Annotated in this window: 15 protein-coding genes; 9 read left to right on the top strand and 6 right to left on the bottom strand. The window is 68.5% G+C overall.

What is annotated here, in order from left to right; genetic code table 11:
* Positions 1-51: 51 nt before the first annotated feature.
* The 5 genes from JE033_RS07580 to JE033_RS07600 all read right to left on the bottom strand — a co-directional run bounded on the left by JE033_RS07580 (position 52) and on the right by JE033_RS07600 (position 4,527).
* Positions 52-357 carry an MTH1187 family thiamine-binding protein gene (locus JE033_RS07580; protein ID WP_200330509.1) on the bottom strand — a complete coding sequence of 102 codons (306 nt, stop codon included), beginning with the start codon at positions 355-357 and terminating at the stop codon, positions 52-54.
* Positions 358-401: 44 nt separating this feature from the next.
* Positions 402-1,934, bottom strand: a complete 1,533-nt coding sequence (locus JE033_RS07585) for a DHA2 family efflux MFS transporter permease subunit (RefSeq protein WP_370567920.1) — start codon at positions 1,932-1,934, stop codon at positions 402-404.
* 31 nt (positions 1,935-1,965) lie between these two features.
* On the bottom strand, positions 1,966-2,367 hold the full coding sequence (locus tag JE033_RS07590; RefSeq protein ID WP_200330511.1) for a cytidine deaminase: 402 nt from the start codon (positions 2,365-2,367) through the stop codon (positions 1,966-1,968).
* A gap of 118 nt (positions 2,368-2,485) precedes the next feature.
* A complete protein-coding gene (locus JE033_RS07595; RefSeq protein ID WP_200330513.1) occupies positions 2,486-3,625 on the bottom strand; it encodes an ABC transporter permease in 1,140 nt (379 codons plus the stop codon).
* The gene (locus tag JE033_RS07600; RefSeq protein WP_200330515.1) at positions 3,622-4,527 is read right to left on the bottom strand and encodes an ABC transporter ATP-binding protein; all 906 of its coding nucleotides are present in this window, start codon (positions 4,525-4,527) and stop codon (positions 3,622-3,624) included. The genes JE033_RS07595 and JE033_RS07600 overlap by 4 nt, the downstream gene beginning before the upstream one ends.
* Before the next feature lie 148 nt (positions 4,528-4,675).
* Here JE033_RS07600 and JE033_RS07605 point away from each other — a divergent pair, with 148 nt between their 5' ends.
* Both JE033_RS07605 and JE033_RS07610 read left to right on the top strand, forming a co-directional pair.
* Positions 4,676-5,992, top strand: coding sequence for a sensor histidine kinase (locus JE033_RS07605; protein WP_200330517.1), 1,317 nt, complete (start codon positions 4,676-4,678; stop codon positions 5,990-5,992).
* 27 nt (positions 5,993-6,019) lie between these two features.
* Entirely contained in the window at positions 6,020-6,784 is a 765-nt protein-coding gene (locus JE033_RS07610) for a response regulator transcription factor (protein WP_200330519.1), read from the top strand.
* 139 nt (positions 6,785-6,923) lie between these two features.
* On the opposite strand, the gene JE033_RS07615 is transcribed toward JE033_RS07610, so the two are convergent.
* Positions 6,924-7,937: a LacI family DNA-binding transcriptional regulator gene (locus tag JE033_RS07615; RefSeq protein WP_200330521.1), complete on the bottom strand. Its 1,014-nt coding sequence runs from the start codon at positions 7,935-7,937 to the stop codon at positions 6,924-6,926.
* Between the two features lie 231 nt (positions 7,938-8,168).
* On the opposite strand from JE033_RS07615, the gene JE033_RS07620 reads away from it, so the two are divergent.
* From JE033_RS07620 to JE033_RS07650, 7 genes are all read left to right on the top strand, one after another.
* Entirely contained in the window at positions 8,169-9,698 is a 1,530-nt protein-coding gene (locus tag JE033_RS07620; RefSeq protein WP_200330523.1) for a sugar ABC transporter ATP-binding protein, read from the top strand.
* Complete coding sequence (locus JE033_RS07625; RefSeq protein ID WP_090146081.1) at positions 9,695-10,726, top strand: ABC transporter permease; 1,032 nt, start codon at positions 9,695-9,697, stop codon at positions 10,724-10,726. The genes JE033_RS07620 and JE033_RS07625 overlap by 4 nt, the downstream gene beginning before the upstream one ends.
* Positions 10,723-11,793: an ABC transporter permease gene (locus JE033_RS07630; protein ID WP_090146079.1), complete on the top strand. Its 1,071-nt coding sequence runs from the start codon at positions 10,723-10,725 to the stop codon at positions 11,791-11,793. The genes JE033_RS07625 and JE033_RS07630 overlap by 4 nt, the downstream gene beginning before the upstream one ends.
* 87 nt (positions 11,794-11,880) lie before the next feature.
* A complete protein-coding gene (gene rhaS, locus JE033_RS07635) occupies positions 11,881-12,924 on the top strand; it encodes a rhamnose ABC transporter substrate-binding protein (protein WP_200330525.1) in 1,044 nt (347 codons plus the stop codon).
* Positions 12,925-13,056: 132 nt separating this feature from the next.
* The gene (locus tag JE033_RS07640; protein WP_090146074.1) at positions 13,057-13,410 is read left to right on the top strand and encodes an L-rhamnose mutarotase; all 354 of its coding nucleotides are present in this window, start codon (positions 13,057-13,059) and stop codon (positions 13,408-13,410) included.
* 28 nt (positions 13,411-13,438) lie between these two features.
* Positions 13,439-14,608 (top strand): L-rhamnose isomerase, encoded by a 1,170-nt coding sequence (rhaI, locus tag JE033_RS07645; protein ID WP_200330527.1) that lies wholly within the window; start codon positions 13,439-13,441, stop codon positions 14,606-14,608.
* 262 nt (positions 14,609-14,870) lie between these two features.
* Positions 14,871-15,872, top strand: coding sequence for a LacI family DNA-binding transcriptional regulator (locus JE033_RS07650; protein ID WP_090146070.1), 1,002 nt, complete (start codon positions 14,871-14,873; stop codon positions 15,870-15,872).
* Positions 15,873-15,887: the final 15 nt, after the last annotated feature.

A 15,887-nucleotide genomic window follows, 5' to 3' on the forward strand; every position in this document is an offset into this window, starting at 1 on the left:
GCGTGCTCGCATGCAATGAGGCGCGCTTGGCGGCAGGCGCTGCCGAACCCGTTACTCGCCCGCATCCCCGATCGCAGCCTCCAGCCGCTCCAGCTTCCCGTCGAGCTCGCCCTCGAACCCGGGACGGATGTCGGCTTTCATCACGAGCGACACCCGCGACCCAAAGGGCAGCACCGCCTCGGTCGCGCGCTTCACGACGTCGAAGACCTCGTCCCACTCGCCCTCGATCTCGGTGAACATGGACGAGGTGCGGTGCGGCAGGCCCGATGCGCGCACCACCTTCACCGCCTCGGCGACGGCATCGGAGACGGAGGCGTTGCCGGTGCCCGACGGGGCGACGGAGAATGCGAGGATCATGGTGTTCGCGTTCCTTTCTCGGGTGCAATGAGGTGAGGTGAGCGCTACGCCTCCGCCGGCACCTTGATGGGGTTGGTGTTGGTCTTCTGCGGGCGGCGGGCGAACCAGAGCGACACGATCGCCCCGATGAGGATCGCGGCCACCGGCAGCAGCATGGATTGCGCCATCGCAGCGGCGAACCCTTCGCGCGCCGCCTCGGGCAGCTGGCCGCCGCCCATCCCGGCCTCGCCACCGGCAGCACCAGCAGCGCCGGCACCACCACCGCTCGCGCCGCCCAGCTCCGCGGCGATGCGCGATTGCATCAGCGCGGCGATCGCGGCCGACCCGAGCACGGCGCCCACCTGGCGCGACGTGTTGTAGACGCCGGAGCCGGCGCCCGCGAGCTGCGGAGCGAGGCTGAACGTGGTGATCGATGCGAGCGGCCCCCACATGCAGGCGTTCGCGACGCCGAGCACGGCGCTCGGCACGAGCAGCAGCCAGAGCGGCGTCTCGGGGCGCAGCAGGAAGAAGTACAGCAGCATGCCGGCGGCGACGAGCGCGAGCCCGAAGGTCGCGATGCGGCGCGGATCGGTGCGATCGATGAGCAGACCGACGGGACGTGCGAGCCCAGCCGAGAGCAGCGCCATCGGCACGAGCATGAGCGCCGACTGGGTCGGCGTGAGGCCGCGCACGAGCTGGTAGTAGAACATCAGCGGCAGCCCCATGCTGGTGACGGCGAGTCCGACCGTGACGATCGTGCCGGTGCCGACGGAGAAGTTGCGGTCCTTGAAGATCTCGAGCGGCAGCAGCGGCTCGCCGCGCTGCACGCGCTGCCAGATGACGAAGAGCACCAGTACGAGCGCGCCGACGATGATCAGGCTCCACACCGAGATCGGCCCCCAGATCACACCCCACTCGTAGCTCTCGCCCTCCTGGATGCCGAAGACGAGCATGAACATGCCGGCGGCGCTCAGGAGCACGCCGATCCAGTCGAAGTGGTGGGCGTGCGTCTCGAGTTTCGGCACGAATCGCATCGCGAGCACGAAGCCGATGATGCCGACGGGCACATTGATGAAGAAGATCCACTCCCATCCGAACCCGTCGAGCAGCACGCCGCCGAGAATCGGACCGACGAGCGTGGCGACGCCCGCGGTGATCCCCCAGACGGCCATCGCCGAACCGCGATTGCGGGGCGAGAAGATGCGGGTGATCACCGCCATCGTCTGCGGGGTCATGAGTGCGGCGCCGAGGCCCTGGAAGACGCGCGCGATGATGAGCGCCTCGATCGTCCCGGCCATGCCGCACGCGAGCGACGACAGCGTGAAGACGGTGAGCCCGAAGAGGTAGATGCGACGCGGCCCGAAGCGGTCTCCGAGCCGGCCGGTGATGAGCAGCGGCACCGCGTACGCGAGCAGGTACGCGCTGGTCGCCCAGAGCGTCGCCACCATCGTGGTGCCGAGCCCCTCCATGATCGAGGGGTTCGCGACGGAGACGATCGTGGTGTCGACGAGGATCATGAAGAAGCCGAGCACCAGCGACCACAGGGCGGGCCAGGGCCGGATCTCGGGCTTCGGGGAAGCGGGGGTTTCGGTGCTCACCCGAGAAGACTACTCCTGGCCGCGGACAGTGCTAGGGAGTCGTGCCGGCCATCTCCGACGGGCCGAAGCTCTCGGGCAGCATCTGCTCGATCGTGCGGATTCCCGCGGGTGTCTGCAGCAGCATCCCAGGTGCGGCGGCCTCGGCGAGGAGCTGCCGGCAGCGCCCGCACGGCGTGATCGGCTGACCGTTGCCGACGCAGGCGAACGCGAGGAGGCGCCCGCCCCCTCCGAGGTGCAGCTGACCGATCATGGTGCACTCGGCGCACAGGGTCACGCCGTAACTCGCGTTCTCGACGTTGCAGCCCGTGATCAGACGGCCGTCTTCGACGAGCGCCGCGCACCCCACGGCGTAGCCCGAGTAGGGGGCGTACGCGTGCTCGGCTGCGGCGAGCGCGGCGTCCGTGAGCTCGGTCCAGTCGATGTCGTGTGCCATGTATCCAGCGTATCCGGGCCGCGGGCCCAGCCGAGAGGCACAGACGCCGCGCCTGCGAGAACCCGGAACGCCCGGGGTGGGAGCCCCGGGCGTTCCGATCCTGCACTGATGTCGGCGACTAGTCCTTCAGCGCATCGCGCAGCTTGACGCGCACGCCGGTGCGCAGAATCGAGTTGCTGTAGATGCGCGACCCGATCCAGATGACGACCGCGATGGTGACGACCAGGATGCCGAGCGACACGATCGGCTCCCACCACTCGGCGATGCCGAGGTAGAGGCGCATCGGCATCGCGTTCGGGGCGGAGAACGGGATGTAACTCATGATCGCGAGCGCCTGGGGGTTGTCGTTGAAGAGGATGATGAGGAAGAACGGGATCATCACGAGCATCATGACCGGGCTCGTCACCGATCCGATGTCCTCCTGCCGCGAGACAAGCGCTGCCGCGGCCGCGTACATCGCAGCGAGCAGCACGAAGCCGAACGCGAACAGGATGCCGAACCAGATGAGCGAGGCGCCGAGCTCGCCGAGCAGCAGATCCTGCCCCGTCGCGAGCATGCCGACCGAGGCGAGGGCGAGGATCGCGACCACCGTGCCGAGCGCGAGGATGCTGTTGCCCAGGATCTTGCCCGCGAGCATCGTGCGCGCGGAGACGGTGGCGAGCAGGATCTCGATGATGCGCGTCTGCTTCTCTTCGACCACGCTCTGCGCGATCGTCGTGCCGAAGGTGAGCGCGGTGGTGTAGAAGATCATGCCGAAGGCGAGGGCGATGATGTACGCGAGGAACGGGTTCGTGCCGAGGGGTTCGAGCAGTTCGACCGACGGCACCACCGAGAGCGCCTGCACGAGATCGGTCGGAGCGCTGTCGAGCGCGACCACGGTGAGATCGAGCGGGGTGTCTCCGCCGGGAACGATCGCAGCCTCGACGTCGCCGTCGCGCACGAGTTGCTCGGCTTCGGCCCGGTCACCGACCTCGGTCACCTCGAAACCGGCGGAGGTGAGCGCGTCGCCCTGCTCCCCGCTCGCACCGGCCACCGTCGCCACCTGCGTGGGGCTTCCGATTCCGCCGTTCTGGGAGAGCAGCCCGCTGATGACGACGCCCCCGAGCACGACGAGCAGGAGGATGCCGGTCGAGATGAGGAAGGCCTTGCTGCGCAGGCGCGTCGTGATCTCGCGTTCGGCGACGAGCCAGGCTCCCTGAGCCCCGCTGATCGGGCGCGACGAGGATCGCCGAGACTGGGAAGTGAGTGGGGCGGTCATCGCACGACCTCCTTGAAGATCTGAGCCAGTGATGGGGTGATGGGGGCGAAGCGCCGCACCGTCGTGCCGGGTGCGGAGTGCTGCACGGCGCGAGCGAGCACCGCCTGGGCGGCGGACTCGTCCGGAGCATCGAAGCGGGCGAACCCGCCGTCGAGATGCGTGACCTCGACCCCTGGCAGCTCGCGCACCCAGCCGGCGTCGGCCGCCGGCCCAGCGAGCTCGAGCTCGAAGCTGCTCCCGGAGTGCTGCGCCCGAAGACCCTCGCGCGAGCCGGAGGCGAGGATCCTGCCCCCGCCGATCACCACGACGTCGTCGCAGAGCCGCTCCACGATGTCGAGCTGGTGCGAGGAGAAGAGCACCGGGGCGCCCTGCGCGGCATAGTCGCGCAGCACCGCGAGCACGACCTCGACGGCCATGGGGTCGAGGCCGGAGAACGGCTCGTCGAGCACGAGGGCGGACGGCTCATGCACCAGTGCCGCGGCGATCTGCGCGCGCTGCTGATTGCCGAGCGAGAGACTCTCGAGGGTGTCGGTGCCACGCTCCCCCAGGCCCAGCCGCTCGATGAGGTCGGCCGCGGACTTCTTCGCCGCTCCCGCGCTCATGCCGTGGAGTCGCCCGAGGTAGACGAGCTGCTCGAGCACCTGCATCTTCGGGTAGAGGCCGCGCTCCTCCGGCATGTAACCGAAGCGCGCGCGGTCGGCCGGGGTGAGGGGAGCTCCGTCGAGGCTGACCGAGCCTGCGTCGGCGGAGAGCACCCCGAGGATGATGCGCATGGTCGTGGTCTTGCCCGCGCCGTTGCCTCCGACGAAACCGGTCATGCGACCGCCCTCGACCGTGAAGCTCACGTCGTCGAGCACGCGCCGCTCGCCGAAGCTGCGGGTGACGCCTGCGATGTCGATCATCTCGATCCCTTCTGTCGTGTGATTCCAGCATGGCGGAGCACCGGCGCGACGCGCTTCCCCCTCACGGCTGATTGCTGCGGCGAGGGGCGGATCGCCCTCCCCCGCGCGACGGAAGCGCCGCGTCGGCGGCACACCCTACGCTGGTGCCATGGAGGATCACGCGGAGTGGAGTCGGCCGAGCCCAGGCCGGAGCGGCCTGCGCGCCGACATCGCGCTCGCGCTGGTGCTCGCGCTCGCGTCGGTGACCACCGCGCTGCTCTACCAGCGCACCGGGATGTACCCGGGAGCAGCGGAGCCCTGGGTCTGGGCCGTCGGGCTGGGCTTGACGACGCTGCCGCTGGCACTGCGCCGCCTCTACCCGGTGCCGGTCGCGATCGTCGTGTCGATCGGATTCTTCGTCTGCGGCCAGTTCGGCGTGCCAGAGGTGCTGATCATCAACATCGCGCTGTTCTGCGCGCTCTACACCGTCGGCGCCTGGGAGCGCCGACGCGCGCTCGCGCTCTGGGTGCGCCTCGGCATCGGGGTCGCCATGATGGTGTGGATCACCGTCGTCCTCATCGTCTCGTCTTCGAGCGATGACGCCTTCGAGGGCATTTCGCGATCAGGCATCTTCTCGGCGTACGCCACGTTCGCGGTCATTCAGATCATCACGAACCTGCTGTACTTCAGCGGCGCCTACTTCTTCGGCGAACGCTCCTGGCGCTCGGCGCGTCAGCAGGCGCTGCTCGAAGCGCAGGGGCGCGAGCTCGATCTCGAACGGCAGACGAGCGCGGCGCAGGCCATTGCGCTCGACCGGCTGGCGATCGCGCGCGAGCTGCACGACGTCGTGGCGCACCACGTGTCGGTCATGGGCATTCAGGCGGCCGCCGCGCGGCGCAGCATCGAGCGCGATCCCGCCCGTGCGGTTGCAGCCCTCGGCGTCGTCGAGGAGAGCGCGGGCACCGCCGTCGACGAGCTGCGGCGGCTCGTCGGCACTCTGCGCGACCCGGCGAAGGAAGGGTCGGCGCCGACCACGATCGGCGTCGCGCACCTCTCCGAGCTCGTGGCAGAGGCGCAGAGCTCTGGCACGCCGACGACACTCATCGTCGCCGGTGAGCCGCGGCCCATCCCCATGCTCGTCGACGTCGCGCTCTACCGCGTCGTGCAAGAGGCGCTGACGAATGTGCGCAAGCACGCCGGCCGCGGTGCGACCGCCGAGGTGCGCCTGCGATTCGGCGCGGATGCCGTCGAGGTGGAGGTCGCGGACGACGGGGTGCGGCAGGAGCTGACGCAGCGCTCCCGCGGGTCCGGCCTCGGCCTGCAGGGCATGCGCGAGCGCATCGGCGCCGTCGGCGGTACCGTGCACGCCGGGCGGCGGGAGCGCGGAGGGTTCATCGTCCGCGCGTGCGTGCCGGATGAACTCGCCTCCGCCCATCCCCGCGCTGCCGCTGCCGCTGCCGCTGCCGCTGCCGCTGCCGCGAGCTGACATGCACCACTTCCCCGAAAGGCTCACATGATCCGCGTGCTGCTCGTCGACGACCAGGCGCTCGTGCGCTCGGGCTTCCGCATCATCCTGGAGTCGGAGCCCGACATCGAGGTGGTCGGTGAGGCCGAGAACGGCGCCGTCGCCGTCGCGCTCGCCGCCGAACTCCATCCCGACGTCATCTGCATGGACGTCGAAATGCCCGTGCTCAACGGGATCGATGCATCGCGGCGCATCCTGATGTCGGCTTCGTCGGCTTCGTCGGCTTCGTCGGCTTCGTCGGCTTCGTCGGCTTCGTCGGTCGCATCGGCTTCGGGCCGCGCGGCTCCGGCGATCCTGGTGCTCACGACGTTCGGGCACGAGCAGTACCTCTTCGACGCACTCGCCGCCGGAGTCAGCGGTTTCCTCCTGAAGACCGCACGCGCCGAGCAGCTCATCGACGCCGTGCACTCGCTCGCGGCGGGCAACGCGCTGCTCGGCCCCGACGTCACACGCGCCGTGATCGAGCGGGTCTCGGCGAGTACCGCCGTCGACGCGAAGGCCGCTGGGGCGGGCGGCGATCCCGAATCGAGCCAGGCACCCGATGCGGCGGCCACGGCGATGACGGAGGCGGGCCTCACCGACCGCGAGCGGGAAGTGCTCGCCCTCGTAGCGCAGGGCAAGTCGAACGGCGAGATCGCCGCGGCGCTCTTCCTCGGCGAGGCGACCATCAAGACGCACGTGTCGAACCTGCTGCAGAAACTCGGCGTGCGCGACCGCATTCAAGCGGTCGTGTGGGTGCACACGCGGCCGTAGCCCGCCGCTCCCCGCCCGGCGCCGGCGCAGCTGGCGCAGCACCTTGCGAGCGGGGTCACTTTCAGTGCGTGTCGTCCGGCGACACGCACGAAGAGTGACCCCGGTCGCAGGGCGGCGCGCAGGGCGGCGCGCCGCAGCGTCAGGCGCCGCCCACCGTCGAGGCGCGCACCACCAGCTCGGGGGTGAACTCGATCTGCTCGCGCGTCGCATCGGCACCGGCCTGCGCCTCTGACAGCAGCAACCCCACCGCGGTGGCGCCGATCTCGACCGCGGGCTGACGCACCGACGTGATCGGCACCACCGCGGCGCTCGCGAAGTCGATGTCGTCGTATCCGATGAGGGCGATGTCCTCTGGCACCCGCAGCGATCCGGTCATCACGAAGGCCTGCAGCACTCCCATGGCGAGCAGATCATTCGCGGCGAAGACGGCGTCCGGCCTGCGGTCGGCTGGCAGCGCGATGATCTCCTCGGCGATCCTGCGCCCCTCGAGCACGCTCAATGCGCGCGTCTCGCGCACCTCGAGCGTCGCTCCCGACGTCTCGGCGACCACCGACGTCGCGCCGTTGACGCGATCGGAGACCTGCTTGATGCCCAGCGGTCCGCCCACGAACGCGATGCGACGGCGCCCGAGCTCCAAGAGATGGCGGGCGGCGATGCGCCCGCCTTCCACGTCATCGACCGAGACGGAGGAGAAGGAGCGGTCGCTCGAACCGCGGTCGACGAGCACGACGGGGATCCCAGCTTGGCGCAGCCTCCAGAGCTGCGTGAGGTCGGTATCGACGGGAGAGATGAGCACGCCTGCGACACGATGCTCCTCGAACATTTCGAGGATGCTGTGCTCGCGCTGCGGAGAGTCATCGCTGCCCCCCATCAGCACGGTGTACCCGTCATCGATCGCGCGGCGCTGCGCTCCGTGCGCCAGGTCCATGAAGAAGGGGTTGCGGGTGTCGAGCACGACGAGTCCGAAGCTGGTGCTGCGCCCGGCGCGCAGCTGTCGCGCGGCATCGTTGCGCACGAAGCCCAACTGCTCGATCGCTTGGGTGACGCGCGCCACCGTGCCTGCGGCGACGATCTCCGGCCGGTTGAGCACGTTGGAGACGGTCCCGACCGACACCCCTGCCTCGCGCGCGACGTCGCGGATACTCGCTGCCATGGCGTGATCTCCCACTTCGTTGTCGTAAAGCCCTGTGCTGGGCAGCAGTCTACCGATCGCATCACTCTTTTGAAACGCTTCAATAACGACTGTGAAACCGTCTCGACATCGACTTGACTCATTGGAGACTCGCGCCATAAACTCACCTCAATCGCGATTGAAACGATTCACAAGTTCAAGCGCGCACCACCCCTGATATGCCCTTCCAATGGCAGGAAGTCCGTGAGTTCAATGAAGAAACCACCCGCCGGCGAGCCGCTGCTCGAACTGCGCGGCGTCGCCAAGGCCTTCGGCCAGGTGATTGCACTGCGCGACAGCACCCTCGCACTCTACCCGGGATCCATCCACGCCCTCGTCGGCGAGAACGGCGCGGGCAAGTCGACGCTGGTCAAGATCATCGCGGGTCTCTACCGCCGCGACAGCGGCGACTTCCGCTACGACGGCGAGACGGTCGACTTCTCCACCACCGCCGAGTCGAAGGCCGCGGGCATCGCGGTCATCTACCAGGAGCCGACGCTCTTCCCCGATCTCTCGGTCACCGAGAACATCTTCATGGGCCGGCAACCCCGCGGTCGGTTCGGCCGCATCGATCGCGGTGCGATGCGCGCCGAGGTCGAATCGCTCTTCACGCGCCTCGGCGTCGCGATGGATCCGGATCGCACCGCCGACGGCCTCTCCATCGCCGACCAGCAGATGATCGAGATCGCGAAGGCGATCTCGCTCGACGCACGCGTGCTCGTCATGGACGAGCCCACCGCAGCGCTCTCCGGTTTGGAGGTCGAGCGCCTCTTCCAGGTCGCACGCGCGCTCCGCGATGAGAACCGCGCGCTCGTCTTCATCTCGCATCGCTTCGACGAGGTCTTCGCGCTCTGCGACACGATCACCGTCATGCGCGACGGCAGTTACGTCTCGACGCGCGCCATCAGCGAGACGGATCCCGACAGCGTCGTCGCCGAAATGGTCGGTCGCGAGATCACGGACCTCTTCCCGAAGATCGAGACCGAAGCCGGCGAGCCGCTGCTCGTCGTCGAGGGGCTCACGAGCCCCGGCATCTTCAATGACATCAGCTTCACCGTGCGCGCCGGGGAGATCGTCGGGCTCGCCGGACTGGTCGGCGCCGGCCGCAGCGAGGTCGCCCGCGCCGTGTTCGGCGTCGACTCCTACCGCACCGGCACCGTCACCGTCGCTGGCACGAAGGTGGCGAAGAACAAGCCGACGGCCGCCATGCGCGCCGGACTCGCGCTCGTGCCGGAGGATCGCCGCAAGCAGGGTCTCGTGCTCGATTCGAGCGTGGGCCGCAACACCACGTCCGTGATCCTCGACTCCCTCGCGAAACTCGGCATCGTCACGACCGGCGCGGAGAACCGCGCCGCGCGCCCGTGGGCGGAGAAGCTCGAGGTCAAGGCGAACGCGCTGACCACCATCGCCGGCACCCTGTCGGGCGGCAACCAGCAGAAGGTCGTGCTCGGCAAGTGGCTCGCGACCGATCCGCGCGTGCTCATCATCGATGAACCGACGCGCGGCATCGACGTCGGCACCAAATCGGAGGTGCACCGCCTGCTCTCCACGCTCGCGAGCCAGGGAATGGGCGTGCTCATGATCTCGAGCGAGCTCCCCGAGGTGCTCGGCATGGCCGACCGCGTCGTCGTCATGCACGAGGGCCGCATCACCGCCACCATCGATCGCGAAGACGCGACGCAGGAGAACGTCATGCGCGCCGCGACCCACAGCTCGAGCACGGAATCGGAGCACGCCGCATGAGCGCCACGACATTGAAGGCCCCGAGCGTCGGGTTCGGTGCGATCGTCGGCCGCCTGACACGGGCGCGCGAGGCGAGCATTCTGCTCGCCGTGCTGCTCGTCGTCGCAGCCGCAACGATCAAGAACCCCAACTTCCTGTTCTCGACCGACGGGTACCGCGACCTCTGGCTGACACCGTCGCTGCTCCTGCTCGTCGCAGTGGGTCAGGCCGTCGTGCTGATCACCCGCAACGTCGACCTGTCGGTCGGCTCGATCCTCGGCCTCAGCGCGTACCTCACCGGCCGCCTGTTCATCGACATGCCGGGGCTGCCCGCCATCGTCGTCGTCGTGATCGCGATCGTCTTCGGCGGCCTGCTCGGTTTGATCAACGGCGCGCTCGTCGCGTTCGCGAAAGTGCCGGCCCTCGTGATCACGCTCGGCACGATGTACGCCTTCCGCGGCATCAACGTGCTCTGGACGGGATCGGATCGCATCAACGCCTCCGACATGCCCCGCAGCTTCCTCGCCCTCGGCACGGCGCAGGTGCTGACGATCCCAGTGCTCACCATCATCGCCGTCGTCGTGCTGATCGCCGTCGCCTGGTGGATGAAGAACACCCGCGGCGGGCGCGAATGCTACGCGATCGGCTCCGATCCCGACGCGGCCCAGCTCTACGGGCTGCCCGTCACGCGCCGCGTGCTCACCGCCTTCGTGCTGTCGGGCGCACTCTCCGGCTTCGCCGGCGTGCTCTACGCCGCCCGCTACGGCACCATCAACTCGCAGGCGGGCGCGGGCTGGGAGTTCGACGCGATCGGTGCGGCCGTCATCGGCGGCGTCGCCATCTTCGGCGGAGTCGGATCGGTGTGGGGCGCCGCCATCGGCGCGGCGCTGCTCATGACCATCAACCGTGCGCTTCCGGTGCTCGGCGTGCCCGACTTCTGGCAGCGCGCCGTCGTCGGCGTCCTGATCATCGGAGCGATCGTGCTCGACCGGGTCCTTTCGCTCCGACAACATCGGAAGCTCATCGAAGAACGGGAGACGCAGCGATGACCGCTCAGACCACCGTCACCACCTCCACGACCAGCCTGCGGCACATCGCAGACTACGATCGTCCGCTCTGGCAGCGCCTCCTCCTCACCCGCGAGAGCGCGATCATCGCCCTCGTCATCGTCGTCGTGCTCTTCGCGAGCATCGTGGTGCCGAACTTCGGCAGCAAGATCACGATGACCTACCTGCTCCTCGACATCTTCCCGATCCTGATCATCGCGCTGCCGATGACGGCGATCATCGTGACGGGCGAGATCGACCTGTCGGTCGCGAGCATCGTCGGGCTCTCGAGCGTGCTCACCGGCGTGCTCACCCAGGCGGGGGTGCCGTTCGGGCTCACCATCGTGCTGGCGCTGGCGGCCGGCCTGCTCGCAGGCACCATCAACGGGTTCCTCATCACAGCGGTGGGGCTTCCCTCGCTCGCCGTGACCATCGGCACGCTGGCGCTCTTCCGCGGCATCGCCGTAGGCATGCTCGGCACCACCGCGGTGACCGAGTTCCCCGCCTTCTGGACGGACCTCGCGAAGGAGAAGATCGGCTCGACCGGCATTCCGGTCGTCATGATCCTCTTCGTGGTACTCGCCATCGCGTTCGCGATCCTGCTGCACTTCACGAAGCTGGGCCGAGGCGTCTTCGCGATCGGCCTGTCGCCGGAAGCAGCGCGATTCTCCGGCGTCGACGTCGCCCGCACGAAGATGCTGCTGTACATGCTCAGCGGCGCGGTCTCAGCTCTCGCCGGCATCTACTTCACCCTCCGCTACGGCAGCGCCCGCGGCGACAACGCGACGGGCATGGAGCTGCAGGTGATCGCCGCAGTGCTGCTCGGCGGCGTGTCGATCTTCGGCGGCCGCGGCGCCCTGCACGGCGTGATCGCCGGCGTCGTGCTGATCGGCGTGCTCGGCAGCGCGCTGCGCCTCGCGAACGTCACCTCCGACGTGATCAACATCATCACCGGAGCCCTGCTCATCGGCGCCGTCATCTCGACCAGCGTGATCGCTGCGGTGAAGAACCGGCGGAGAACGGGAAAGAAGCTGCAGATCGCCGGAGCTCGGGCCGCGACGACGTCCTGACGCACATCGGCACGCTTTCCCAGCACACTTCCACGACCACCCACACCAGTCCCCGCACCGCGGGGTGATGAAAGGAAACAACGAACGATGTGGTTCCAGAACAATAAGAAGAAGGCAGGCGCCGTTCTCGCGCTCGCCGCCAGCGCAGCCCTGCTGCTCTCGAGCTGCTCAGGCGGCGACGCCGGCAACGGCGGATCCGAAGGCGGATCCGAGGGATCGGGCGCGAGCATCACCTTCCTGCCGAAGAATCTCGGCAACCCGTACTTCGACACCTCCAGCAAGGGCGGCAAGGCCGCGGTCGAGGCGCTCGGCGGCACCTTCAACGAGGTCGGCCCCACCGAGGCCACGCCCGACGCGCAGGTCAGCTTCATCAACACCGCGACCCAGCAGGGCGTCGGCGCGCTCGCCATCTCGGCGAACGATCCGAAGGCGATCTGCGACGCGGTCAACGAGGCACGCGACAACGACGTGAAGGTCGTCACCTTCGACTCGGACACCAGCGCCGACTGCCGCGACCTGTTCGTGAACCAGGCCGACGCCGCCGGCATCGCCCAGGTGCAGGTCGACATGATCACCGAGCAGATCGGCGACAAGGGTGAGATCGCCGTGCTCTCGGCCGCCGCGAACGCGACGAACCAGAACGCCTGGATCGACCTCATGAAGGAAGAGCTCGAAGCGAACCACCCCGACGTCGAGCTCGTCGAGGTCGTGTACGGCGACGACGACGATCAGACCTCGTTCGACAAGACCGCTGCCCTCCTCCAGACCTACCCCGAGCTCAAGGGCATCGTCTCGCCGACCACGGTCGGCATCGCAGCCGCAGCTCGCTACCTCTCGACCTCGGACGCGAAGGGCGAGGTCGCACTGACCGGGCTCGGCACCCCGAACCAGATGCGCGAGTACGTGGAAGACGGCACCGTCACCGAGTTCGCGCTCTGGAACCCCGAGGACCTCGGCTACCTGACCGCGTACGCGGCGAACGCGCTCGCCACCGGTGAGATCGAGGGCAAGGAAGGCGACACCTTCGAGGCCGGCGACCTCGGCGAGTACTCGGTCGGCGCCGACGGCGTCGTGCTCCTCGGCGATCCGTTCCGCTTCAACGCGGACAACATCAGCGACTTCGACTTCTAAGCCGCCCCGGGCGCGGGGATCCTGATCCGAGATCGTCAGGATCAGGATCCCCTCCGCACGCTTTCCGCTTCACTCCCCGACACCCCCACTCCCCCACGCCCCCATTCGCCCGCGAGCCTCTCGGAGAATCACATGCGAGTCTGCTTCCAGATGCAGGTCAAGCCCGACCGCCTCTCCGAGTACGCCGAGCACCACGCCGCGGTCTGGCCCGACATGCTCGCGGCGATCGCAGACGCCGGGCGCCGCAACTATTCGCTCTTCCTCCGCCCCGACGGACTGCTCATCGGGTACTACGAGACCGATGACGACGACGCCGCCCAGCGCGCGCTCGAAGCCGACCCGCGCACCGCCGCGTGGGAGGAGAAGATGGCCGACTACTTCGTCGCCCTGGCCGGCCGCCCCGACCAGGCGGCCCCCCGACTTTCCGAGGTGTTCCACCTCGAAGACCAACTCGCGCGCCACCACGCGGGCACGAATCGCGCATAGCGCAGCATCAGACAGAAAGCCGCAGAACATGAGCACCCAGCTGACTCCCGAAATCCTCAGCACCCTCGAGAAGCAGTCCATCGAGGTCCCGTCGTGGGCCTACGGCAACTCGGGCACGCGCTTCAAGGTGTTCGGCACGCCGGGCACGCCGCGCGATCCGTTCGAGAAGATCGCCGATGCGGCCGAGGTCAACCGGCTCACCGGCCTCGCGCCGGCTGTCGCGCTGCACATCCCGTGGGATCTCGTCGACGACTTCTCGAAGCTCCGCGCACACGCCGAAGATCTCGGCGTGCAACTCGGCACCGTGAACTCCAACACCTTCCAGGATGACGACTACAAGTTCGGCGCCCTCACGCACGAGGACGCCGCGATCCGTCGCAAAGCCATCGACCACCACCTGCAGTGCGTCGACGTCATGGACGAGACCGGATCGCGTGACCTCAAGATCTGGCTCGCCGAGGGATCGAACTACCCGGGTCAGGCCGACATGCGCGGCCGTCAGGATCGCCTGCAGGAGTCCCTCCAGGAGATCTACGCCCGCCTCTCCGATGACCAGCGCCTCGTGCTCGAGTACAAGTTCTTCGAGCCGGCGTTCTACCACACCGATGTTCCCGACTGGGGCACGTCGTACGCCCAGGTCGCGGCGCTCGGAGAGAAGGCCATGGTCTGCCTCGACACCGGGCACCACGCCCCTGGCACCAACATCGAGTTCATCGTGATGCAGCTGCTGCGGCTCGGCAAGCTCGGCTCGTTCGACTTCAACAGCCGCTTCTACGCCGATGACGACCTGATCGTGGGCGCCGCCGATCCGTTCCAGCTCTTCCGCATTCTCGTCGAGGTCGTGCGCGGCGACGGGCTGAACAACCCCGACGTCAGTTTCATGCTCGACCAGTGCCACAACGTCGAGGAGAAGATCCCCGGCCAGATCCGCTCAGTGCTCAACGTGCAGGAGATGACGGCCCGAGCCCTGCTGCTCGACCGTGACGCACTCGGTGCGGCGCAGCGCTCCGGCGATGTGCTCGGAGCCAACGCGATCATGATGGACGCCTTCTACACGGATGTGCGGCCGGCGCTCGCCGAGTGGCGCGAGTCGCGGGGCCTGCCCGCCGACCCGATGGCCGCGTACGCCGCCTCGGGCTACCAGGCGAAGATCAACGCCGACCGCGTCGGCGGCGCTCAGGCGAGCTGGGGCGCGTAACCGCCTCCCCGCTCCGTCCCCACCCCACCCCTCCACCCCCACCCCTCCCCATCTGCGAGCGGGGTCACTTTGGGAGCGTGTTGCTGTGTTTTCGACCGCGACACACTCCCAAAGTGACCCGCTGCGGGTGTTGGGGTGGGTGGGTGGCTGAGGCAGGTACCGAGGGTTTTGGCGGCGGTGGCGAGCTCTGGGCGAACAGCTGCGCGTCTCGCGATAGGATCGTTCAATGAACCATCCTCTTCTCTGCACCGGGCGGTAGCCCATGGCGACTATTCGAGACGTCGCCCGCCTCGCAGGAGTGTCCTCGGGAACCGTGAGCAACGTGCTCAACCGCCCCTCGTACGTGCGCGCCGACACTCGTGAACGGGTGCAGCGCGCCATCTCCGAGCTCGACTTCATCCCCGATCAGCGGTCGCGTCAGTTCCGCCCCGGCCGCACGCGAACCATCGGCATCACCGTCGCCGAACTCGGAAACCCGTTCTTCGTGGATGTCGCACTCGGCGCCGAAGCGGTGTGCCGGGAGCGCGACCTCGGAGTGGTGCTCTGCAACAGCTCGTACGATCCGCAGTTGGAGTCCCAGAATCTCGACCTGCTCGTGCAGCAGCGCGTGCAGGGCATCATCATCTCTCCAGTGGACGAGCGCAGCTCCCGCCTCGACATGCTGAAGGATCGCGGCGTGCCGATGGTCTTCGTGGACCGCGTGGGCGACGACCGCGACGTCTGGTCGGTGGTGATCGATGACCGCGAAGGCGGACGGCTGGGCGCTCGGCACCTGGTCTCGCGTGGGCACCGGCGCATCGCGTTCCTCGGGCATCCGCACCGCTCCCCCAAGGTGAGGTCGCGGTACGAGGGCGCTCGCGAGGTCGTGCATCAATCAGACGGAGACATCACCCTCGAAGTCGTGACCACGGCATCGTGGACCGTGGACGAGGGCCGGCGCCTCGGCGCGGCCCTCGCAGCGCGCCCGCACGACAAACGACCGAGCGCGGTGCTCTGCGCGAACGACATGCTCGCGCTCGGCCTCATCCAGGAGCTCGTGCGCTGCGGCTTGCGCGTTCCCGACGACATCGCCGTGGTCGGTTACGACGACATCGAGTGGGCATCGATCGGAGCGGTACCGCTCACGACCGTCGCACAGCCCAGAGAGCGGTTGGGCCGCACGGCGGTCGAGATGATGATCCAACTCATCGACCGGCCGGGCCCGCTTCCGCAGGCCAACCACATCGTGCTCGCTCCCGAACTGGTCGTGCGCTCCTCCACCTGATCGGGAGCGGTCTCG

Origin of the sequence: Leucobacter sp. L43 (assembly GCF_016597785.1) — a bacterium.
GTDB lineage: Bacteria > Actinomycetota > Actinomycetes > Actinomycetales > Microbacteriaceae > Leucobacter > Leucobacter alluvii.